Below are 23,060 nucleotides of genomic sequence, written 5' to 3'. Positions count from 1 at the left end.
CTTACGCATTGTTTAGTATACATTAGCCATTATACATTTCCCCGAATGTCCGATTACCGATTATCTAACGAATCCGTTCTAAAAGCACTGAGTACCGTCGAAGAACCCGATTTAAAGCGAGATATTGTATCGCTTAACATGGTTAAAGACGTAACGCTTGGTATTGGTTCCGTACGCTTTACGGTGGTGTTAACAACACCAGCCTGCCCACTCAAAGAAGTTATACGAAAGCGTTGTGAAGACGCTATTCACGCACATATCGGGTCCGATATTCAGGTTACGATTGACATGACGTCAGACGTTACGTCGACACGTAACAACGCGCCTACGCTACCGGGTGTGAAAAATATCATTGCCGTGTCGTCGGGAAAAGGTGGCGTAGGCAAATCGACCGTAACAGCCAATCTGGCTATTGCATTGCACAAATCTGGTGCGAAAGTTGGCATTATCGATGCCGATATTTACGGTCCTTCGATGCCTACAATGTTTGGTGCTGAAAATATCCAGCCTCGCGTTTATCAGGAGAATGGGCAGACGAAAATGGAGCCTATTCAGCAGTTTGGTGTCAAAATGCTGTCGATGGGCTTATTAATTGCTCCCAATCAGGCGGTTATCTGGCGCGGTACGATGGCGGGTCGGGCGTTACAACAGTTTTTCTCCGATGCTGATTGGGGTGAGCTTGATTACCTGCTCATCGATCTACCACCGGGCACTGGCGACATTCACCTTACGCTGGTTCAAACCGTTCCGGTTACGGGCGCTATTATTGTTACAACGCCCCAAAAAGTGGCACTGGCCGATGCCATAAAAGGGTTAGCTATGTTCCGCCAACCTCAGATCAACGTACCGGTATTGGGTGTTATTGAAAACATGTCGTATTTCACACCTGCCGAACTTCCTGACCATAAATACTATATTTTCGGAAAAGGGGGCGGTCAGCAATTAGCTGATCAGTTCGACGTACCAATGCTGGGGCAAATTCCGCTTGTTCAGGGCATTCGGGAAGCGGGTGATGAAGGCCGACCAGCGATTAGCGTTGGCGAACCCATTGCATCTGATGCATTCCGGGGGGCAGCCGAAGCACTCGCTCAACAAGTTGCTATACGTAACGCTACGCTCGACCGCACAGCGCGGGTTGAGGTTGCATAAATAACACAGAAACTATAAATTTACCGTAAATCAAGCATTCAATGGAAACGGTAGTAAATAACGACGAACTGATTACAAGAATAGAACGGGCTCTTGATTCTATGCGGCCTTATTTAGCAGCCGATGGCGGCAACGTTAAAATCCTGGAAGTGACTGACGATAAAGTTGTTCGGCTGGAGCTAGTTGGTTCGTGTGGTACGTGCCCCATGTCGGCGATGACGTTTAAAGGTGGTTTAGAAGAAGCTATTCTGAAAGCTGTTCCCGAAATCACAAAGGTTGAAGCCGTGAACCTGACTCCAGCTTTTTAAACTGAATTCTTTCTAGTTTTTATTTCCTTTACAACCAATTTTGTAGAGGATTATCATACATACGTAAAACAAAAAAGCCGTCTGTCTAAAAGCAAGCGGCTTTTTTGTTTCTTTGTACTTGATAATACTTCTCAATTCTGTGAAAATAGGCATTTTTTTTGGTGGACCGGCGCGTGAGCGCGAAGTGTCGTTTGCGGGCGGACGCACAGCTTTAGCCAATTTAGACAAAGGCTTGTTCGAGCCTGTTCTGGTATTTGTAGACGGACGTGGCCGATTCCGACTTGTCGACACCGATTTCCTGAATCAACCATCGTTACGTGACGCACTACCACAGGATGATTCCGGTTTTTCGGTTTATGACGAATCGCTGGATGTTCAGAAATTGGAAACATTGCTTCCCGAAATTAGACCCGAACATTTCAAAAACTATTTCGATCTGGCGTTTCTGGCTATGCACGGTCCCGATTGCGAAGACGGCGCTATTCAGGGGCTTTTGGAATGGTATAAAATGCCGTATACAGGTCCGGGTCTGGTTGGCTCATCTATCGGCATAAATAAAATACTTCAGAATGAGCTAATTGCACTGGTAAACGGTCAACAGAAAAAGACAGCTACCATCAGCCGCGACGCTTACGAACAGGCCGACAAAGTACATTTTTTCGACTCACTGGTTAAACACCTTGGATTACCAATCGTAGTAAAAGCGCCACATCAGGGCTCATCTATTGGGGTTGCCATTGTTCGGGAGGCCGATTTAACCCAATTCTGCCGCGCAGTAGAACAATGCTTTTTCACAACGAGCATTCAACCCGATGGCTGGAGCAAACTGAGCGAATGGAGCGAGTTATCGGCTGAAGAAAAACACGGGCTGGCTCAGAAAATGGTGAGCCTCGATTCGGGAATTAGTTTTCCGGTAGTGATTGAGCAAACTGGCGAAGTCATCAACCACCCAAAGGATTTTGTCGACAAACTAAACTCTATTATTGCGAATAATCATTCCCTCACGATTGGCTCCTTAAATGCCGAAGACGAAGTTCTGTTTGAGGAGTTTATCAGCGGGCAGGAGTTTTCGTGTGGTGTAATTCAGGACGATGACCAGGTAGCCATCGCGTTGCCACCAACCGAAATCTACAACGTAACGAGCTTCGATTTCGAATCTAAATACAAGCTCAATACCACTAAAAAGCGGATTCCGGTTGAGACAAGTCTGGAAAACAACCGCAAAATTCAGTTAGCCGTTGAAAGCGTATTCTCTCGGTTGGGCATCAACGTTTATTCACGTATCGATGGTTTTCTGACTCCGGCCGGAGACGTACTGCTCCATGACCCGAATACTATTCCGGGTATGTCGCCGTCGTCACTGATTTTTAAGCAGATGGCCGAGATCGGATTGAATCTTTGCCACTCGCTTACATACCTTATTCGGCAATCGTTACGTGAACGTATTCGTACTGGTAAAGATACGTTTCACCTCAAAAATCTGCTGACAACACTTGATGAAGCTTTAGCAAATCGAAAAGCGAATCCCTTGCCAGAACGTATCATTTCGTTTGGCCCCGGCGATGCGGAATTTATTGCCGCCAAACAGCAATATAACGAGCTTGCCGCTTCAGGAACAGTACGTCCGTCATTGATGTATATTAAAAGCAAACAGGAGTCGCACGAAATTCCGGTTAATCTGCTCTTTAAAGATACGATTGCCGATCTCGAAACAGCTTTGGTGCAACCTCGGCACCCATTATTAATAGAAACCACCGAGCGAACAGCTCATATTACCGAGCGTTACGTATAAAGCGAAATCAATACATATCAAATTCATGATAAAAAGGCGTTTGGATGATTCTAAACGCCTTTTTTCATATATCTTGTTGCTTTCATTAGCTAAATACAACCTTCATCTTTAAAAGTATTCTCCATGAAACAGCTTTTTACAGCACTCCTGTGGCTAATCGTCCTATCTGTATCTCATGCTCAAAAATCATACTACGGTCCCGAATCTGCCTGGCCGGAACAGGATACCACCCGTAAGTTTTACACCGTGAAAGGCGACCGACACGGCATCAGTTATTTCAAAAAGTATCAGTTCAAAGAAGTTCAGTATCAGCCGGGGCCAACACTTGCTTTCGATATTTATCACACGCCTGACGTGATGCATAGCTGGTGCCGCAAATGGGCCGAGCAATACCCGAATCTTGTCGACCTATATGAAGTGGCTAAAAGCTACGAAGGCCGCCCAATTCTACAGATGACGCTGACGAATAAGAAAACGGGAAAACATACCGACAAACCCGCAGCCTATTTTGAAGGCGGTCGGCATAGTGGCGAAGTGACCAGTAGCGAAGCCGTTCTTTGGCTGGCCAAACACCTGCTCGACAATTACGGCAAAGATCCAGCCATTACGCAGTTATTGGACACGAAGTCTATTTACCTGCGTCCGCAAAACAATCCAGATGGGGCTAACATGTATTTATATACTGCCCAGCGCAACCGTAGTTCCATGCGCCCGCGCGACGACGACCGGGATGGCCTGTTGGACGAAGATGCTGAAGATGACCTCGATGGCGACGGAATTATCTACCAGATTCGCAAAAAAGCTGTTACGAAAGAAGAACTGGAAAAAGCCGACTACGTACTGGACCCGAAAGACAAAGCAGGCCGGTTAATGAAGCGGGTACGTGAGGGACAAGGTCAATGGCTGGTCTATACGGAAGGGATCGACAACGACGGCGACGGCAAATACAACGAAGATGGCATCGGTGGCCTTGATAATCACCGCAACTATCCCGAAAACTGGCGTCCCGATCAAGGTGGCGATTTCACAGGTAGGGGTCATTCACAAGGCGGTGCCAGCGATTTTCCGCTCAGCGAGCCCGAAACCCGTGCTACGTATACCTGGTTGATGGGGCATCCGAATATTACGGTGGTAAATTCGATGGATACGCGTGTTCCTATGCATTTGCGCCCACCGTCCACATCGTCTAGTGCCGAGAGTATGTTTCCGCCCGATTTAGCCATTTACAAACACATGGACAGCCTTGGTCTGGCGTTCACCGGTTATCCTTGGGCGGGCGATGTGTATGATACGTATCACACGCGTAATAAAACCGACCGGCTGACAGGCGATCCAACAAAACCCACGCCTTTATTCGGCCACGGACCTGATTTTGGCTATTTTCAGTACGGGGCCGTTTGGTATGGTGATGAACTCTGGAATGGTGGAGCCATGAAAGATTATGACGGTGATGGCGATTATGATGAATATGACGGTTTGATGTGGGACGATGAAGCGAACGGGAAACGTGGTTTCAAACCCTGGACAAAATTCACCCACCCGCAACTTGGCGCAGTAGAGATCGGTGGTTTTCATCCTAAATTTTTTGCGCAGAACGGACCTGCCTGGCAATTGGAAAACTGGATTTCAAAACAGTCTCGATTCAATCTGGCTATGGCAAAAGAACTTCCTCAGGTTGACCTGACCGACGTAACGGTGAAATCAGTCGGCAATAATGAGTTTGAAATCAAAGCATTCTGGACTAATTCCGGAAAACTGCCAGTAGCGTTGGAGCAAGCCAAACGAGTTAAAATGGTTCAGGAAGATCGCGTTACGCTCGACATCGACAAAGCGTTACTGAAAGGTTTCGATCAGGCCAAAGTCGTTATTACGCAACCCGCGCTGGTCGATAAAACGGTTTATGCCGGATACACAAACGTAGGCGAAAAGAAAGAAGCTACGTTCCGTGTAAAACTCAATCAGCCGGGACCTGTAAAAGCGAAAGTTAAACTACTCTCGACTCGTGGTGGCTACAAAGAGAAAGAAATTACGCTTAAGTAATTGATAATGAATACTGTAAAATGGGTAATGAATAATGAAGCCTGGACATTGCTTTACATTATTCATTACCCATTTTACAGTATTCATTAGTTCAAATTCAGCCCGAACAGGACGCCAAACCACGGCTTCTGCTGATAAATCCATAGTTTCCTGTTTGCATCGGCCAGATAGTCGATACCTAAAGCGAGTCCAACATTAAAAACGCGGGCATCATAAATTGTAGCAATACCTGCATCCAGCACAACTCCCTCATATTCAATCCCGATAGGTGAACGGGTTACAAAGTCGGTCATGGTTGCCGAACCGATTCCCGCAAAAAAGCCATAGCCAAATCCACGGCTACGCAACTGGCGAATTCCAAACGTTGGCGTTACCGGTTGCCAGCGATAATTGTATAAATCCACACGGCGGCCAACGTAGAGAGCTGCGTTAAAATTTGAATTCAACTGGGCGGGTAAAGCGCCTTGTGCGGGTCTGATTTTAAATGGCAGCGTAAACACATCGACATCAATTTCACTACGTCGGAATGTCCAGTTTTTGTAGATCGGTGGTGCTACATAGTAACGCTTATCCGAATGAGGGACGATAAGCTCCAACGAATCCCCCAAATCCACTACGTAGCGTTTTTCATTCCGAAGTCCCAGCTGATCAGTCGACCGGACGTAGTAAAAATCCGGCTCCAGCGTGCGTACCGACGACGTAACGCGACAACTCTGCACGATAAAACTCCCAGCAAGAAGAATAAACCCGAAAACAATACGTAGTGACAATGCCATACAAGTCGATTATGTGCCCCTCGTTCGACGGCGTAATTTGGGAGCTTTCGCTTGTAAAACCGACTTTGTACCCTGAATCTTACCCTACGAACCTGCTGCTGGTACCATCGACACCTGCCACAGCCTCTGTCATTATCGAACGTAGCGGTTTCTTGCTCAAATTCACCAGCTACAAATTTTCACTCATTGCAATTCTAACGTAAATCACTCAAAAAACCAGATTTGTAAAATAGATAACGAAAACCGCTCATCTCGTTCAATTAAACACTATTTTGTGCTGAAAATGACGCTTCGTTAGCCTGTGAAAAAAATCCTGATTCTTCTGTTCGGCCCAATAATGGCCGTTGCCCAGCAAGCACCTCCCTCTAACCCATATCCATTTACGCCTGCGCAGGACTCGGCCTATACCCGCGAAAACTACCAGAAAATGGAGTTTATGGTACCCATGCGCGACGGCAAAAAACTATTCACGCAGGTTTACGCCCCTAAAGATCAGTCGGCGAAACATCCGATTATCATGCAGCGGACGCCCTATAGTTGTTCGCCCTATGGAACCGATAAATTCCGTCGGCGGGTGGGACCAAATCCGTTCATGCTACGTGACAATTACATTGTTGTGTATCAGGACGTTCGTGGGCGTTGGGCTTCAGAAGGAACGTTTATTGAGATGACACCCCATCAAGATGCAAAGAAAAAACCAACTGATTTCGATGAAGCATCCGATACGTACGATACCATCGACTGGCTGCTGAAAAATATTCCCGGCAATAACGGCAACGTAGGCCAATGGGGCATAAGTTACCCCGGTTTCTTTACGTCGGCGGGTTCGGTATCAGGGCACCCGGCTTTGAAAGCATCGTCGCCACAAGCGCCAATGGCCGATCTCTGGCGCGATGATGCTTTTCACAACGGCGCGTTTATGATAGCAGCTAACTTTAGTTTTTACCCTTATTTTCAGGAACATAAGCAACCAACGAAACAAAATCCGCCACCACTTTTCGAAATCGACGACCCCGACGGTTATCATTTCTACCTGAACATGGGGCCAACGGCGAACTCAGAAAGTCAGTTTTTCAAGGGACGTAATAAATACTATCACGAAAACTTTGAGCATCCTGACTACGACGAGCATTGGAAAAAACGGAACATTCTGCCGCATCTCAAAGGTATCAAACATGCAGTCATGGTTGTTGGCGGCTGGTACGATGAGCAGGATTTATTCGGTACGTTTAATACGTATAAAGCTATTGAAAAGCAGAATCCCGGCATCCAAAGTACGTTCGTCGTTGGCCCCTGGGTACATGGTACTTGGGCTGGCCCATCCGGACAAACGCTTGCCGATCAGGATTTTGGTTCAAAAACAGCACCTTATTATCAGGAAAATATCGAAGCCAAATTTTTCAAGCATTACCTGTTCAACGAAACAACTCCGCTGGCTTTAGCCGAAGCTACCCTATTCGAAACCGGCACCAATCGCTGGCGCACATTCGATACGTATCCGCCCAAAGGCACCCAGTCGAAGCAGTTACATTTGCAAGCAAACGGAAAACTGAACTTTGCCCCATCGACGACCGGCGCAACTTTCTCCGAGTTCCTGTCGGACCCAGCACATCCAGTACCTTTTTCAAGTAAAATAAACGATGGCTTTTCGGCAGAATACATGGTTGAAGACCAGCGGTTTGCTTCGTCGCGTCCCGACGTATTGACGTTTCAGACCGATTCATTAACCGAAGATTTGACACTGGCCGGGCCAATTCTGGCGCAACTGACCGTATCGACCACCGGAACCGATGCCGACTGGGTAGTGAAAGTGATTGATGTTTATCCGCCCAATGCCCCACAGAATCCGCAGAAGAAAGACGTAGTGTTTGGCAATTATCAGCAACTGATACGTAGCGAAATCATTCGCGGACGTTACCGGAATAACATCAGCAAGCCGGAAGCATTTACGCCAAACCAGCCAACAAAAGTCGCGGTAGAACTTCAGGACGTACTGCATACGTTCAAAAAAGGCCATCGGGTTATGGTACAGGTTCAGAGTTCGTGCTTCCCCCTGGCCGACCGGAATCCGCAGAAATTCGTTCCTGTTTTCTCCGCCAAAGAAGCCGACTATCAGAAGGCAACGCACCGGGTTTATCATGGAAAACAAGGCGATAGCTTCCTGAAAATTGGCGTATTAAACGAGAAATAAACCGTACCTGAACACAAGAATGATACGTAAACTGCTTGTTGCCTTATTCATACTTACTACGTCGACATGCCTGCTGGCTCAAACAGCCCGTCCCAAACCCGTTTACACGCCCCTCAGTAAAGACGTTTACGTACATACTACGTATGGAATTTATCAAAATACGCCCTATCCTTCTAACGGGCTGATTATTAAAACAAATGATGGAGTCGTGCTGGTCGATTCGGGTTGGGATGAAGACTCTAGTACTGAAAACACGCGCCACATTCTGCAATGGGTAGCTGACAACCTGCACCAGCCCGTGAAATTTTGCATCGTTACCCATGCTCACGACGACCGGGTTGGCGGAATCCGCGCGCTTCAGAAAGTAGGTGTTCGGGTGATCAGCACAAAAAAGACGGCGCAAAACACCGTAAAACGCGGCTACCCATCGCCCGAAGCTATTCTGTCCAACGACACTACGTTTATCATCGGCAATGAGCCAGTTCGATGTTATTATCCGGGGGCAGGCCACACCGACGATAATATTGTGGTTTGGCTACCGAATCAGCGTATACTGCACGGCGGTTGTTTGGTCAAAAGTATTGGTGTATTTGGCATGGGCAACCTTGCCGACGCCAATGTAAAAGCATGGCCGCAGTCGATGCGTAACGTATTGAATCAGTTTGGTACCGCCCGAGTGGTGGTTCCCGGCCATGAAGAGTGGAGCGATGTAAAAGCATTGGAGCACACGCTGAAGCTTGTTGAGAAGCACAATGCAGCGAAAAAATAATTAGCCCAATGCTTCGATTCAACCATCGAAAATCTAAACACCTATGACGATTCGATTTGCCACCCCGGCTGATGCACCTGTGCTTCTGGCCATTTATGGGCCTTATATTTTGCAGACTAGCATTACGTTCGAATATGATATACCGAGTGAAACTGAATTTGCCGAGCGGATACGTACCATCCAGCAACAACTTCCTTATCTCGTAGCTGAAATTGATGGCAACGTAGCAGGTTACGCTTATGCGTCCAAACATCGCGACCGCACGGCATATCAATGGTCGGTCGAATCGTCGGTTTACGTACACTCCGATGCTCATCGGCAGGGCGTAGCTCGGCAGCTATATACTACGTTGTTTGATCTGCTACGTCGGCAGGGTTATTACAACGTATATGCAGGCATTACGTTACCAAACCCGAAAAGTGCAGCCTTCCACCGCTCGTTCGGATTTGAACCGATTGGTGTTTACAAAAATATTGGCTACAAGTTCGATGCCTGGCACGACGTAGCATGGTCGCAACTGACCTTACAGCCTCACCAACTCCAGCCGACTCCTCCCCTCTCCATTACGCAACTAACGTAATACGTTCGGTTCGAGTTTTATTTCAGCTTTAGTAAACCTGCCCAGCTATTTTCTGACAGACCAATAACCTGTCATAAAGTAGTTGGGCGAATTGTTTTTACACTAAAAAGAAATTTTCAGCGAAAAACTGACTTTTGTTAGCTGTACTGTACTCTTTTAATGTAAAAAAATAAAAAAATCTTACAAATTGTTGTTTGATTTAAACGATTAAGCGTACATTTGAACGTACCTTTCATCTACACCTCATCACAAATATCCTGTAAGCACCGCGAACCAACTTATTCTGTATGAGCACAAAAAAAGTGTCTATAAAAGATATAGCTCAGCAGGCGGGAGTTTCAACAGCGCTGGTGTCTTACGTCCTGAATGGCAAAGAGAAAGAAAGCCGGGTTGGGCAGGAGATAGCCATTAAAATCAGGCAGATAGCCAAGGAGTTGAACTACCAGCCGAGCTATCTGGCCAAGAGTTTACGAAGTGGAAAAACGCAGACAATCGGGCTGATTATTGCGGATATATCGAACCCTTTTTTCGCCAATATTGCCCGTATTGTGGAAGATGAAGCGAAGAAAAATGGATACACCGTTATTATCGGAAGTTCCGACGAAACCGCAGATAAATCCTGGGATTTGATCAACGTGTTTCTGAATCGACAGGTAGACGGATTTATCATTGTATCAGCCGAGTCGTCCGATGAACAAGTGAATTACCTCAACGAAAAGAACGTACCGTTTGTCTTGCTTGACCGTCATTTTCCGGAGATACCGACCGATTTTGTTTCCTTAAATAATTACAAAGCTGCTCTCGACGCCGGGTTACATCTGGTCGAAAATGGGTATCGAAGCATTGGGCTTATCGGCTATAAATCAGGGCTGTTCCATATGAAGGAACGGATTCGGGGCTACCGGACAGCGCTGCAACAGAACGGCATTGCGTTTCGCCCGGAATGGCTGAGTGAAGTAGGATTCGATAACCTTGAGCAGGAAGTAAAAGCAGGTATTGATGACATGCTGGCGTCAGACAGCCCTATTGATGCATTGATTTTTGCTACGTATCGACTGGCTATCAGTGGCCTGAAATATATAAACGCATTAGGGCTAAAAGTTCCTGAAAATCTGGCTATTGTCAGTTTTGGACAGGCCGAAGCCTTTGATTTGTACTACTGTCCGATAACGTATCTGCAACAGCCTATGGATGATTTAGGAAATATGGCGGTCAGCGTGTTGGTGAACAAGTTGAAGCACCCGCAGGAACCCCAAAAGCATATACTAATGGAAGCGCAGCTTATAGCCAGAGATTCATCCAGAAAGAAAACACGCAGTACATAGCATTACGTTTTTTATCGCCTTGCTTAATCGTTTAAACAAATCATTCCTCCGTCTTATAATTCTATTACAACCGTATGCAACGAAGAAATTTTCTAAAGTCCGCTCTGCTTGGCTCCACGGCGGTTCTGACGGGAGTTCCGCTTCTCCATGCCCAGGCTATTCCTAAACTTAAGATTACCAAAGTTCGGTACTACGCTGCTCCAGGCTATAATAAACCGCTTTTCAATCAGGCCCGAGGCATTGTTGAGATCGAAACAGATGGCGGACTGATTGGCATCGGTGAAGGCGGTTCGAAAGATATGGTTGAGCAACTGGCGCAGATGATCATTGGCGAAAACCCATTCCGTATCGAGCACATCTGGCAGAATCTGTACCGGGGTATGTTCTACCCGCCGGGTCGCGAGAAACTGCACGCACAGGGTGCCCTCGACATGGCCTTGTGGGATCTTAAAGGAAAAGCATTAGGCGTACCGGTTTATGAATTATTGGGCGGTGCCACCCGCGATTATATCGAGTGCTATGCTACAGGCTTTCGTGCTTCAAAAGCCAAGACCGAAGAAGAGCGTGCTCGCGACTGTATAGAAGCCGGTTTACGTGCGTATCGGATCGGGCCAACGGGTGGCAACGGAGCCGACCCATTCGATTTTTACGATAACGCCAAGAAAACCATTGAGTTCTGCAAACGGATCGACGCGGCTGTTGGCGGTGGCGGCAAATGGGCCATCGACCTGCATACGCGTTTCGATACTACGGAAGGCATCAAAATCTGCAAAGCCCTCGAAAATCTGGAGCCTTATTTCGTTGAAGACATCGTTCGTTCTGAGAATCCAGATGTTTACAAGACCGTTCGCCAGATGACCAACGTACCGATTGCCGTTGGCGAACAATTCGGCGACCGCTGGGATAGCAATACGTTCATCGAGCAGCATCTGATTGATTATACGCGCTTTACCTTACCCAATACGGGTGGTATTTCCGAGTTTAAAAAGCTGGCGTCGATGTGTGAAACGCACTACGTTGGTATGATTCCGCATTTTACGGGTCCGCTCGCTACCGCTACGTTGGTACACGTACTGGGTTCCAGCAGTCCGATGCGCTGCCTGATGGAGCTGGGTGGTGGTGAACCCGAACGGCCCGCTTACTTCAACGAGGATTTTGTCAACTTCAAAAACGGCAAATTGTACCTGAATCCTGAGCCGGGTCTTGGCGTGAAGTTCGACCCGAAAAAGGCTACGTTCCTCTTCGAGGTGAAAGAGAATACGAAATTCCCGCACCCAATTCTGAAGGCTCCCGACGGGTCAATTCACAATTGGTAAAACTCTATATACTACGTTGTTATCAGTTCCGGCACGGTAATAACGTAGTACCCGCTTTTACAGTAAGCATACCCTCTAATTAACAATCTATATTCCTAAATCAATGAAAATACGTGTAAAACTAGTACTGTTATTACTGTTGCTTGGCCAGGGATATGGCTTTGCACAGAATAACCGAGTCACCGGAAAGGTGACAGGCCCCGACAATCAGGGCCTACCCGGCGTAAACGTAGTGATAAGCGGCATGACGGTTGGTACCGCTTCTGATGCGCAGGGGAATTATTCCATTAATGCACCCGCCAATGCATCGCTTGTATTTTCGTACATCAGCTACGTTACGCAGACCGTTCCGGTCAACAATCGCTCGATTGTGAATGTACAATTGGTAGAAGATGCCAAAGCTATCGACGAAGTAGTTGTTACCGCTCTGGGTATCAAACGCGAAGCCAAGACGCTGGGATATGCCACGGCAACTGTTAACTCCGAGCAGATTAACGTAAACCGGACCAACAATTTCATGAACGGTCTTCAGGGAAAAATGGCCGGGGTAAACATCACCAGCATGGGTTCGGGACCTGCCGGTACGTCGAAGATTCGGATTCGCGGCCAGTCGTCGTTTAGCGGTCAGAACAACCCGCTGATTGTGGTGAACGGCGTTCCAATCGATAACTCAAACTATTCACTGGGTGGCGATTACGGTTCCCGTTCGATGAATAACTCCGACGGTGGCGATGGTCTGAGCAGTATCAACCCCGACGATATTGAAACCATGACGGTGCTGAAAGGCGGTACGGCGGCAGCCCTGTACGGCTCCCGCGCTAAAGACGGCGTTGTCATGATTACGACCAAATCGCGCGGTGTAGGCAAAGGAATCGGCGTTACGTATAACACCAATTTCACCACAGAAACGGCAATGGATTTCACTGATTTTCAGTACGAATACGGTCAGGGCGAAGGCGGCCTCCGCCCAACCACGTCTAACCCAACATCGGGCGTGTGGAGCTTTGGCGAAAGATTCCAGCCGGGCATGACCCAAACACTGTTCGATGGTGAGACATGGCCTTATGAGCCAGTTCGCAATCGGGTGAAGCAATTCTATCGCACAGGCACCAACTTCACCAATACCGTAACAGTAGCCAATAACGGCCAGAACGGCGGATTTAGCCTTTCGCTAAGCAACACCGATAATAAAGGCATTATGGAAAACAACACCTTCAATCGGAAGGTGATTAATCTGGGCTTTACCCAAAATATCGGCCCCAAACTGACGGCATCGGGAAACATCAACTATTCGAAAGAGAATAACATCAACCCACCCCAGTTGAATGCGCAGGATTTTTCGGTGTCGACCGTCATTTTCACGCTGGCCAACTCTATGCCTTTTCAGGCACTTCGCGAAAATCAGGTAATGCCCAACGGCGACGAATTTGTGTTCTCGCGCTTTCTGGTGCGGAACAACCCGTACTATTCCATGAATTATCACACCGAGAACATTCTCCGTGACCGTATTTTCGGGAATATCGCACTGAAATATCAATTCACCGACTGGCTCTATCTACAGGGACGTATTGCGCAGGATTACTACATCCGGAATCAGGATTATAACATTCCAAACGGATACGCGCCAATTGCCAAAGCACCAACGGGCTATGTAAACGGCTCATTTACACAGGATGTACGCCAGAATACTGAACGTAACATCGACTTCATTCTGGGTGGAAACAAAACGTTTGGCAAGCTTGGCGTCGACGTAACACTGGGTGGTAACACGCGTTATGCACGTAACGATTACAACAGCGTAACGGTACAGGATTTCGTACAGCCGGGCCTCTACACCGTAGCAAACGGAAGGGTTAAAAACCCAATCTACGCCTTGTCGGAGAAGAAGATTAACTCGCTGTTTGGTAGTGCTACGTTGTCTTATAACGATTACCTCTTTCTGACCGTAACGGCACGTAACGACTGGTTCTCAACGCTGGCACCGTCGAACCGTAGCATTCTGTACCCATCAGCAACGGGTAGCTTTGTGTTCTCGCAAGCTTTCGAAAAATTGCCAACCTGGATATCGTTCGGTAAAATTCGGGCGGCTTATGCGCAGGTTGGTTCCGACAACGTAAACCCCTACTCAAACGCGCTCTACTATTCTGTCGACAACAACTCGTTCCCAAATCCATCGGGGCAGGCTGTGCCCGTAGGCGGCATCAACGTATCGACGGTGCCAAACAAAAACCTGCGCCCGCTACGTATTCAGGAGGCCGAAGTTGGTCTGGAACTGAAGCTGTTTGATAGTAAAATTGGCTTCGACTTTACGTATTATCACAAAACCACTAACGACCAGATTCTGGCCGCCCAGATTTCAGATGCGTCGTCGTACACAAACAAGCTGATCAACGTCGGACGTAGTATGAACCAGGGGCTTGAAGTTGCACTGAACTTTGCGCCGGTTGTGACGAAAGATTTCCGCTGGGATTTCAACGCCAACGTATCATACAACACGTCGAAAGTATTGCAGCTTGGTTTGTCGCCAAATGATACGGTCATTACGGTAAGCGGTGGTAGCGGTCGGGTGTTGAATCAGGTGGTCGGAAAGCCAATCGGTCAGTTGTACACGTTCATGTATTTGCGCGATGCGCAGGGCCGGAAGGTATATGACGCCAACAGCGGTATGCCACTACGTAACAACACACTTCAAAATGTGGGTAATGCGTTGCCAACCTACTTTGGCGGTATCACCAATACGTTCACGTACAAAGGCATTACGTTATCGGCGCTGATCGATTTCAAACTGGGACACAAACTGATTTCGGGACGTAACATCAACTACCTGCGCCACGGTTTGTCGAAACGGACATTACCCGGTCGGGATGTGGGCTACGTGATTGGCGATGGTGTGAATCCAAACGGCGAAATCAACAAAACCCGTGCGGCTGTACAACCTTTCTACGAATCACTTAACCCACTGGGCATTCACGAAGATTTCGTAAACAACGCTGGTTTCTGGAAACTACGTCAGATTTCGCTGGGCTACGATTTCACGAAACTGCTGCCACAAAGTCTATTTATCAAAGGCATCAAGTTAAGCGCAGTTGCCAACAACGTACTGGTTATCAAGAAGTGGACGGAAAACATGGACCCAGAAGAGGCTATGGTTTCGTCGGATAACTCGGTCGGTCTTGATTTCTGGCCTGGCCTACCGCCAACCCGTACGATGGGCTTTAACCTTAATGTTCGATTCTAAACTGTTCCAGAAAACCCCTCCCCTAAAACTAGAAGAGGGACTTGACCTGTCACTTTTTGAAATCCCTCCCCTAAAACTAGGGGAGGGATTTAGGGAGGGGTTTTCCGATAACAAACTCTGAAAGTCATGAAAAAATACATAAAATATACCCTCACCTTTCTGCTCTCCGCTGGTCTGCTAACGGGCTGCGATCAGGGCTTGACGGAGATCAACACAAACAAGGTCGACCCTACTTCACTGGCTCCGTCGATGGTACTGAATAAAGCCATCATCAATACCAACTACCTCGACGGTTTCGGTACGCTGGGCATGTTGTGTTACAACTTTGGTATTGTGCAACAGATCATTACGCCCTATGGCAGCTCGCTGTCGGGCGGAAATTACGATCAGGTTAACAATGGCAACACGCAGTTGGTATGGCAGAATTTTTACCGTAACGTAGTGAAGCAACTCGTGTCGGTAATTGACCAGACTAAGTCCGATCCGCTACAGATCAATACGTATCAGGCGGCAAGAATCTGGCGGGCGTATGTGTTTATGATCCTGACCGATACCTACGGAGATATTCCGTATTCTGAAGCTGGTCAGGGCTATACAACTGAAATTATTACGCCCAAATACGATGCCCAACAGGTCATTTATAAAGACATCCTGAAGGAACTGGATGAAGCGTCGGCCGCTTTGACTACGACTCAATCGCCCGTAGTGACCGATATTCTCTACGGTGGCGACGTAGCAAAATGGAAGCGGCTGGGATATTCGTTCATGCTACGTGCCGCTATGCGCCTGACCAAAGTTGATCCGGCTACGGCTGAATCCTATGTAAAGAAAGCCGTAGCAGGTGGTGTAATCCAATCGAATGCCGACAATTCGATTCTCCGGCATACATCCCTGTATAACAACTACATTGCCAACCACTTACAAGCTCGCGAAAAGACAAATTTCTATCTGGCCGCTCCCTTTGTTGACTATTTGAAAGCCAACAACGACCCCCGGTTGCCAATTTTCGCAGTACGCTACGTAGGTGCCAAAGGCGGTCAGGAGCAGACAGCAGCCCGTGCTACGTCGGAAGCCGCCCGGCAGGTTGGTATGCCAATGGGCTACAACGACGTAACGATTTCGACTACGTTCCAGGCAAATGGCGTAGCAAGCCTTTGGGATTATACACAGGTCAATCTCAACACGGTTCTAAAATTAGATTCGCCTGAATTCCACGTAACGCATTCCCAAACGCAACTTCTGCTGGCCGAGGCCGCTACGCGGGGTTGGGTAACCGGTTCGGCTGCTACGTATTATGCCGCTGGAATCCGCGCCAATCTGGAGCAGATGGCAGCGTATGGATCGACCATTCCGGAAGCAACGATTAAAGCGTATCTGGATGCGCATCCGTTCGATACGGCCAAGGCTCTGGATTTGATCAACACGCAATACTGGGTTGCTACGTTCCTCGATGGCAACGAATCATGGGCCAATTTTCGACGTAGCGGATTCCCTGCTCTGAAGAAAAATCCGTATCCCGGTTCTGAAGTTAAGGGCGATTTTATCCGCCGTATGCTTTACCCTGATAGTGAAATCGTTGTCAACTCTGGCAAAATGAACGAAGCCATCACCCGGCAGGGCCCAAACACGCTCGACACCCGAATGTGGTGGGATAAAAAGTAGGAATTTCAGCATTAATCCTTGTCTTTCCGACAGAGCTATAAACCTGTTGTATGCTTTGTCGGAAAGACGAAAACTCAACCCCAACTTACGTTAACCTCATGAATAAACTTGATCAGAGCCGTCGCGACAATTTAAAAATGCTGGGCTTAGGCTCAACTGCCGGACTCCTTGGCCTGTTTGGTGGCCCCTCTACCGCCGAAGCCCGCGAACAGCAGGGCACTCCGCGTTACGCTGTAGGAGCCGCCCCAGTTAAAATTAAGAGTGTTAAGGCTATCGCTACGGCCCCCCAAGGATCCAACCTGATTGTTGTAAAAGTTGAAACGACCGAACCCGGTCTATACGGACTAGGCTGTGCTACGTTCACCCAACGGGCAGCGGCTGTAATCGTTGCCATCAATACGTATCTGAATGAATTCTGCGTCGGCAAAGACGTCGACAACATCGAAGATATGTGGCAGGCGGCTTATGTTAGTTCCTACTGGCGGAATGGTCCCGTACTCAACAATGCGTTGAGCGGTCTCGATCAGGCGCTGTGGGATATTAAAGGCAAACGGGCGGGCATGCCAGTTTATCAGTTGCTGGGTGGAAAAGTCCGGTTTGCAATTCCCTGTTACACACACGCAGGCGGTAACACGCCTGAAGCAGCCGCTGATAGCGTGAAGAAATTCATGGAGCAGGGCTATAAATATATCCGTATTCAGCAGGGTGGTTACGGGGCGGTTGGCGCAACAGCCGAACAGCCTGACTTTAAAGCCGCTGGTTTTGGTGGAGCGACGGACAACTACATGAATGAGCGGCTTTATCTGAAATCCGTTCCAAAAATGTTCGAAGTTGTTCGGAAGCAATGTGGCGATGAAATTGAACTGCTTCACGACATTCACGAGCGGGTGCAGCCAATCGACGCTATCAACATGATTAAGCAGGTTGAAGAATACCGACCTTTCTTCATCGAAGATCCATTCTCACCCGAAAACATGAAATGGTTCGCGCAACTGCGTCAGGCAACGTCAGTGCCTATCGCGATGGGTGAACTGTTCAACAACATCAACGAGTTTAAAGAGCCGATGGTGAACCAGTGGTTCGATTTCATTCGGATTCACGTATCGCAGATTGGTGGTATTACGCCAGCCATGAAAGTGGCTCGTCTGGGCGAATGGTTCAACATTCGCACTGCCTGGCATGGTCCGGGCGACGTATCGCCGGTAGGTCACGCAGCGCACGCGCATATTGATCTGGCAGTCTGGAATTTTGGTATTCAGGAGGCTGTTCAGTTCTCCGACAAGATGAAAGAAGTGTTCAGCGGTTGCCCAACCATGAACAAAGGCTATATGTCGGTGAATGAAGTACCAGGACTTGGTGTCGACATCAATGAAAAAGAAGCTGCCAAATACCCAATCAGTACCAAATCGAACTGGCAGGTTCGGAAAATCGATGGAACCATCATTCGCCCATAACTCTCTTTTATCGCTCCTTTTCGCCTTCCTCCTGCCCGAAAGCCATGTGTTTTCGGGCAGAAAACCAACTACTTAACCTTGCTTTATTAACCCTTCTTTTTTCAATAATTGCTTAAACGATTAAAGCCACCCTTAGCCGAAAGAACGAATGAAAAAAACAGGTGTATCCCGACGTAGCGCCATCCAATCAGTTCTGGGAGTAGCTAGCCTTAGTACGATGGTTTTACCCGAATCGTCGTATGCGTCCAATCCCGCTCCGTTTCGGGATTACAGCAAAGTGAAGATTACAAAACTGGAAACCTTTTTGGTGAAACCTCGTTGGATTTTCCTGAAAATCCATACCGATGTAGGTGTTCATGGACTGGGCGAACCGTTGCTCGAAGGGCGCGCACTCACGATTCAGACGGCTATTAAGGAAATAGAACCTTACCTGATCGGCAAAGATCCGCGTCATGTCATACACCATTGGCAAGCTATTTATCGCCATGCCTTTTACCGGGGAGGCCCTATTCTGACCAGTGCGCTGAGCGGTATCGATCATGCGTTGTGGGACATTAAAGGCAAGCTGTTGAACGTACCGGTTTACGAATTATTCGGCGGCCCCACCCGCGACCGGGTACGGGTTTACGGGCGTGCCAGCAATGCCGAAGACATGAAGAAACGGAAGGCAGAAGGATACACCGTAATCAAAACAGGTGTTGCGAAAAAGAATCCGGCCAACATTGTCGAAAACCCAAAATTCCTCAAATACGCCGTCGATAATTTCGCGTCATTACGGGAAGCCGGTGGCGATGATATGGATATTGCTATTGACTTTCACGGTTCTATTCCTCCACAAACGTCGAAGCTTTTGATCAAGGAGCTGGAGCCTTTCAAACCAATGTTTATCGAGGAACCTGTGCAGGCGCAAAACGTAGATATTCTGGCCGACATCGCGCGGGGGACACACATACCCATTGCCGCTGGCGAACGAATTTTCACGAAATGGGGCTTCCGTGAACTGCTGGAAAAACGAGCCGTCAGCATTGTTCAGCCTGATCTCTGTCACGCTGGAGGTATCACCGAGGGACGTATCATTGCGGGCATGGCCGAAGCGTACTACGTTCCGGTGGCTCCGCACAATCCGATGGGTCCGATTTCATTGGCAGTTGGTCTCCATCTGGCGGCCAGTATTCCCAATTTTCTGGTGCAGGAGCAGGTTTCGCTGGGCGATGGCTACATCAAGAATCCGTTCAAACTACAAAAAGATGGTACGGTCATGATTCCACAAGGCCCCGGTTTGGGCGTGGAACTGGACGACGCGCTGATGAAAGACAAAATTGGCCACGACTGGAAAAACCCCGAAACCTACAACGCCCTCGACGGCTCCGTAGTGGATTGGTAATTGCCAGAACCGCTCCAGCGGCCGCCGGAGCGGTTCAAAAAGCTTACTTTTTTACCTATAATAAAACCCTAGTGCAATGCAAAACTCTCTAAAATTAATTATCCTACTCCTGCTGCTGGGCCAGAACGTAGTGTTTGCCCAAAGTAGCCGGATTTCGGGGAAGGTGACCGGCCCCGATAACCAGGGCCTTCCTGGTGTGAACGTGCAGGTGAATGGTACCACGACAGGTACATCGACGGATGCGGATGGAAATTATGCACTCAATGCGGCTAGTAATGCTACGTTAGTTTTCTCCAATATTGGGTATATCAGTCAGAACATTGCGGTGAATGGACGTAGCGTTGTTAATGTGCAACTGGCTGAAGATCAAAAAACATTAAATGAAGTGGTGGTAGTCGGTTACGGTACGCAACGCAAAACCGACGTAACGGGCGCACTGACGGCCATTTCGAACAAAGAATTTGCGCAACAACCCATTACCCGGCTGGATCAGGTGTTACAGGGTCGTGCGGCTGGTGTGCAGGTTACCCAGACAAATGGCGCGCCGGGTGGTGATGCTAAGATCCGTATTCGCGGTGCCAACTCCGTATTAGGTAACAATGACCCGCTCTATGTTGTGGATGGTTACGTTGGCGCCAACTTCAACTTCGTAAACCCAAGCGATATTGAAACGATTCAGGTACTGAAAGATGCTGCTTCGACCTCTATTTATGGTAGCCGGGGCGCCAATGGCGTTGTGATTATCACGACCAAGAAAGGCTCTAAAGGGCTCAAAGTTAACTACGAAGGTCAGTTCAGTACGTCGGAAAACATTAAACGGTACGACGTATTACCGGCTGGCGAATTTGCCGAAATCGTGAATGCACGCGCTACGGCTACTGGTTCGGGCTTGCCGTTCACTGCCGATCAAATTACGCAATTCAAACAAAACGGGGGTACCGACTGGCAAAATCTGGTTTTCCGCAAAGGCAATGGTCAGCAACATCAGATTACCGTATCAGGAGGCAACGACAAAACGACTTTCCTAATTTCGGGTAACTACCTGAATCAGAACGGCATCGTCAACAACAGTGGGTTCAAACGGTACATTCTACGGACCAATTTAAACACTCAGGTTAACGATAAATTATCGTTTCGGATAAATCTGTGGGGTACCCGTTCGCAAAACCACAACACGCTCGACGGTGGCGCTATTGTTCAGGCTTTGGCCTGGGCACCAACAACGCCTGCTTACGGCGCTGACGGTCAGCCAACGTTTATTGATCCAATCGGTTCGGTAAACCGCAATCCGTTAGACTTCCTCTACGATCAGTCGATTGATCAGAACCGGACGGGTCTGAACCTCATCGGTGGCTTGAATTATAAGCTTCCCATCAAAGGCTTATCGCTCGATTTGCAGTATGCTGTCAACTACCTGAACGCCCAAAACCTGAACCTGAACGGTAAACGGTTGTCGAACAACAACCCCTCTGCCAGCCGCTATTCGGCGGAACAGGTGACGCTGCAAAATACGAACACGCTGAACTACGATCTTAAAGTTGGGGATCATTCAATCAACGCCGTTGCTGTACTCGAAACACAGCAATTTACGAATCAGGATTTTACCGCCAGTGCGGCCGGATTACGTTTCCCACAATTAGGCTACGACAACATTGGCGGTAATACAGCCTCTACCGTAGCCTCGAGTTTCCAGAAATGGACGCTGATGTCGTTGTTGGGACGGGTTAACTATAGTTTCAAAGACAAATACCTGGTTACGGCTGCCGTTCGTCGCGATGGTTCGTCGAAATTTGGCTCGGCTAACCGCTATAGCGTATTCCCATCGGTGGCCCTCGGCTGGCGTTTGTCGGAAGAAGAGTTCATCAAAAATATGAACGTATTCAGCAACCTGAAACTGCGCGGAAGCTGGGGTATGACGGGTAGTCAGGCGATTAATCCATACGCTACGTTATCGACCTACGGTTCTATCGTTTCGGCTTTCAACAATTCAGCGGCTACGGCGGGCGTAATTCTGGGTAATCCCGGTAACCCCGATCTGAAATGGGAAACCACAAAACAAGTTGACGTTGGTCTGGAAATGGAGTTCCTAAATGGTCGTATCCGGTTAGAAGCCGATTATTTCAAGAAAAACACGACCGACCTGCTTCTTAACGTAGCGATTCCAAGCTATGCGGGTGGTGGTACACAGGCACGTAACGTAGGTGAAGTTGAAAATACAGGATTTGAGTTTTCGATTGGTGCTACGCCGTTCGATAAAGGCGGTTTCCGTTGGGAAACGAACCTCAACTACTCTACCCTCCAAAACAGAGTTATCAGCCTCGGCGGACTGCCACGGCTGGGTCAGGGAACAGGTGTAGGTGGTGGTATGTCGACCACGAACGAGTTTATGCTGATGCCAGGCGAGCCACTGGGTTCATATTGGGGCCTGAAATATCTGGGAACCTGGAAACCAAACGAAGCTGATCAGGCGGCTCTGCAAGGTCGCGTACCGGGCGATCCACATTATCAGGATCTCAACGGCGACAACGCGATTACTACTGACGATTTCCAGATTATTGGTCGGGCATTCCCAAGAGGAACAGCGGGCTGGAACAACACCTTTACCTACAAAGGTCTGACGCTGAACGTTTTCTTCAACGGTGTATTTGGTGTTGACAAACTGAACTACACACGGGCTGCGGCTTTGTCGGGCGCAGGTGATGCCAAACAGTTCATTTTGACAGAAGTTCGCGATTACTACCGTCCGGGCAACGAAACCTCCGACGTACCGGCCTTTACAAAAACGTATCAGCCGTTCACCCAGTCGAGCCGCTTTCTGGAAAATGGCAGCTTCGTTCGGTTGAAAAACATCAGCCTTTCGTACAACGTACCGACCGGTTTTATTAACAACAAAGCCACCATTCGGGTATTTGCCAGCGCCACGAACCTGCTTACCATCACCAAATACAAAGGTCCAGATCCAGAATCAGCTCGTGTTGGTTCGGGTACCGATACCGCTATCGGTATCGATTACGGTTCTTATCCAAACGCCAAACAGTATACACTCGGCATAAACCTGGGCTTCTAAAATCTTAAG

General features: G+C 48.2%; 16 protein-coding genes. 15 read left to right on the top strand and 1 reads right to left on the bottom strand.

What is annotated here, in order from left to right:
* Nucleotides 1-45 precede the first annotated feature (45 nt).
* The 4 genes from ACYVD4_RS23025 to ACYVD4_RS23010 all read left to right on the top strand — a co-directional run bounded on the left by ACYVD4_RS23025 (nt 46) and on the right by ACYVD4_RS23010 (nt 5,289).
* Nucleotides 46-1,149 carry an Mrp/NBP35 family ATP-binding protein gene (locus ACYVD4_RS23025; RefSeq protein WP_460949747.1) on the top strand — a complete coding sequence of 368 codons (1,104 nt, stop codon included), beginning with the start codon at nt 46-48 and terminating at the stop codon, nt 1,147-1,149.
* A gap of 41 nt (nt 1,150-1,190) precedes the next feature.
* Nucleotides 1,191-1,457, top strand: a complete 267-nt coding sequence (locus tag ACYVD4_RS23020) for a NifU family protein (RefSeq protein ID WP_460949746.1) — start codon at nt 1,191-1,193, stop codon at nt 1,455-1,457.
* A 139-nt stretch (nt 1,458-1,596) separates the two neighbouring features.
* A complete protein-coding gene (locus ACYVD4_RS23015; RefSeq protein ID WP_460949744.1) occupies nt 1,597-3,249 on the top strand; it encodes a D-alanine--D-alanine ligase family protein in 1,653 nt (550 codons plus the stop codon).
* 123 nt (nt 3,250-3,372) lie between these two features.
* Nucleotides 3,373-5,289 (top strand): M14 family metallopeptidase, encoded by a 1,917-nt coding sequence (locus ACYVD4_RS23010; protein ID WP_460949742.1) that lies wholly within the window; start codon nt 3,373-3,375, stop codon nt 5,287-5,289.
* Between the two features lie 86 nt (nt 5,290-5,375).
* On the opposite strand, the gene ACYVD4_RS23005 is transcribed toward ACYVD4_RS23010, so the two are convergent.
* Entirely contained in the window at nt 5,376-6,065 is a 690-nt protein-coding gene (locus tag ACYVD4_RS23005) for a hypothetical protein (protein ID WP_460949740.1), read from the bottom strand.
* Here ACYVD4_RS23005 and ACYVD4_RS23000 point away from each other — a divergent pair.
* The 11 genes from ACYVD4_RS23000 (at nt 6,059) to ACYVD4_RS22950 (ending at nt 23,051) form a co-directional block, all read left to right on the top strand.
* Nucleotides 6,059-6,268, top strand: coding sequence for a hypothetical protein (locus ACYVD4_RS23000; protein WP_460949738.1), 210 nt, complete (start codon nt 6,059-6,061; stop codon nt 6,266-6,268). The genes ACYVD4_RS23005 and ACYVD4_RS23000 overlap by 7 nt on opposite strands.
* A gap of 98 nt (nt 6,269-6,366) precedes the next feature.
* Entirely contained in the window at nt 6,367-8,256 is a 1,890-nt protein-coding gene (locus tag ACYVD4_RS22995; protein WP_460949737.1) for a CocE/NonD family hydrolase, read from the top strand.
* Nucleotides 8,257-8,275: 19 nt separating this feature from the next.
* Nucleotides 8,276-9,025 (top strand): subclass B1 metallo-beta-lactamase, encoded by a 750-nt coding sequence (gene bla, locus ACYVD4_RS22990; protein ID WP_460949735.1) that lies wholly within the window; start codon nt 8,276-8,278, stop codon nt 9,023-9,025.
* Between the two features lie 43 nt (nt 9,026-9,068).
* Nucleotides 9,069-9,605 (top strand): arsinothricin resistance N-acetyltransferase ArsN1 family B, encoded by a 537-nt coding sequence (locus tag ACYVD4_RS22985; RefSeq protein WP_460949733.1) that lies wholly within the window; start codon nt 9,069-9,071, stop codon nt 9,603-9,605.
* Between the two features lie 287 nt (nt 9,606-9,892).
* Nucleotides 9,893-10,930, top strand: a complete 1,038-nt coding sequence (locus ACYVD4_RS22980) for a LacI family DNA-binding transcriptional regulator (RefSeq protein WP_460949731.1) — start codon at nt 9,893-9,895, stop codon at nt 10,928-10,930.
* A gap of 74 nt (nt 10,931-11,004) precedes the next feature.
* Nucleotides 11,005-12,246: a mandelate racemase/muconate lactonizing enzyme family protein gene (locus ACYVD4_RS22975; protein ID WP_460949729.1), complete on the top strand. Its 1,242-nt coding sequence runs from the start codon at nt 11,005-11,007 to the stop codon at nt 12,244-12,246.
* Between the two features lie 103 nt (nt 12,247-12,349).
* Nucleotides 12,350-15,484 carry a SusC/RagA family TonB-linked outer membrane protein gene (locus tag ACYVD4_RS22970; protein ID WP_460949728.1) on the top strand — a complete coding sequence of 1,045 codons (3,135 nt, stop codon included), beginning with the start codon at nt 12,350-12,352 and terminating at the stop codon, nt 15,482-15,484.
* Between the two features lie 126 nt (nt 15,485-15,610).
* Nucleotides 15,611-17,146 (top strand): SusD/RagB family nutrient-binding outer membrane lipoprotein, encoded by a 1,536-nt coding sequence (locus tag ACYVD4_RS22965; protein ID WP_460949727.1) that lies wholly within the window; start codon nt 15,611-15,613, stop codon nt 17,144-17,146.
* Nucleotides 17,147-17,244: 98 nt separating this feature from the next.
* A complete protein-coding gene (locus tag ACYVD4_RS22960) occupies nt 17,245-18,600 on the top strand; it encodes an enolase C-terminal domain-like protein (protein ID WP_460949726.1) in 1,356 nt (451 codons plus the stop codon).
* 148 nt (nt 18,601-18,748) lie between these two features.
* Nucleotides 18,749-19,984 carry a galactonate dehydratase gene (gene dgoD, locus ACYVD4_RS22955; RefSeq protein WP_460949724.1) on the top strand — a complete coding sequence of 412 codons (1,236 nt, stop codon included), beginning with the start codon at nt 18,749-18,751 and terminating at the stop codon, nt 19,982-19,984.
* Between the two features lie 76 nt (nt 19,985-20,060).
* Complete coding sequence (locus ACYVD4_RS22950; protein ID WP_460949722.1) at nt 20,061-23,051, top strand: SusC/RagA family TonB-linked outer membrane protein; 2,991 nt, start codon at nt 20,061-20,063, stop codon at nt 23,049-23,051.
* Nucleotides 23,052-23,060 lie beyond the last annotated feature (9 nt).

The sequence above is a fragment of the Spirosoma daeguense genome (assembly GCF_054776875.1).
This window is presented reverse-complemented; position numbering and strand designations above follow the sequence as displayed.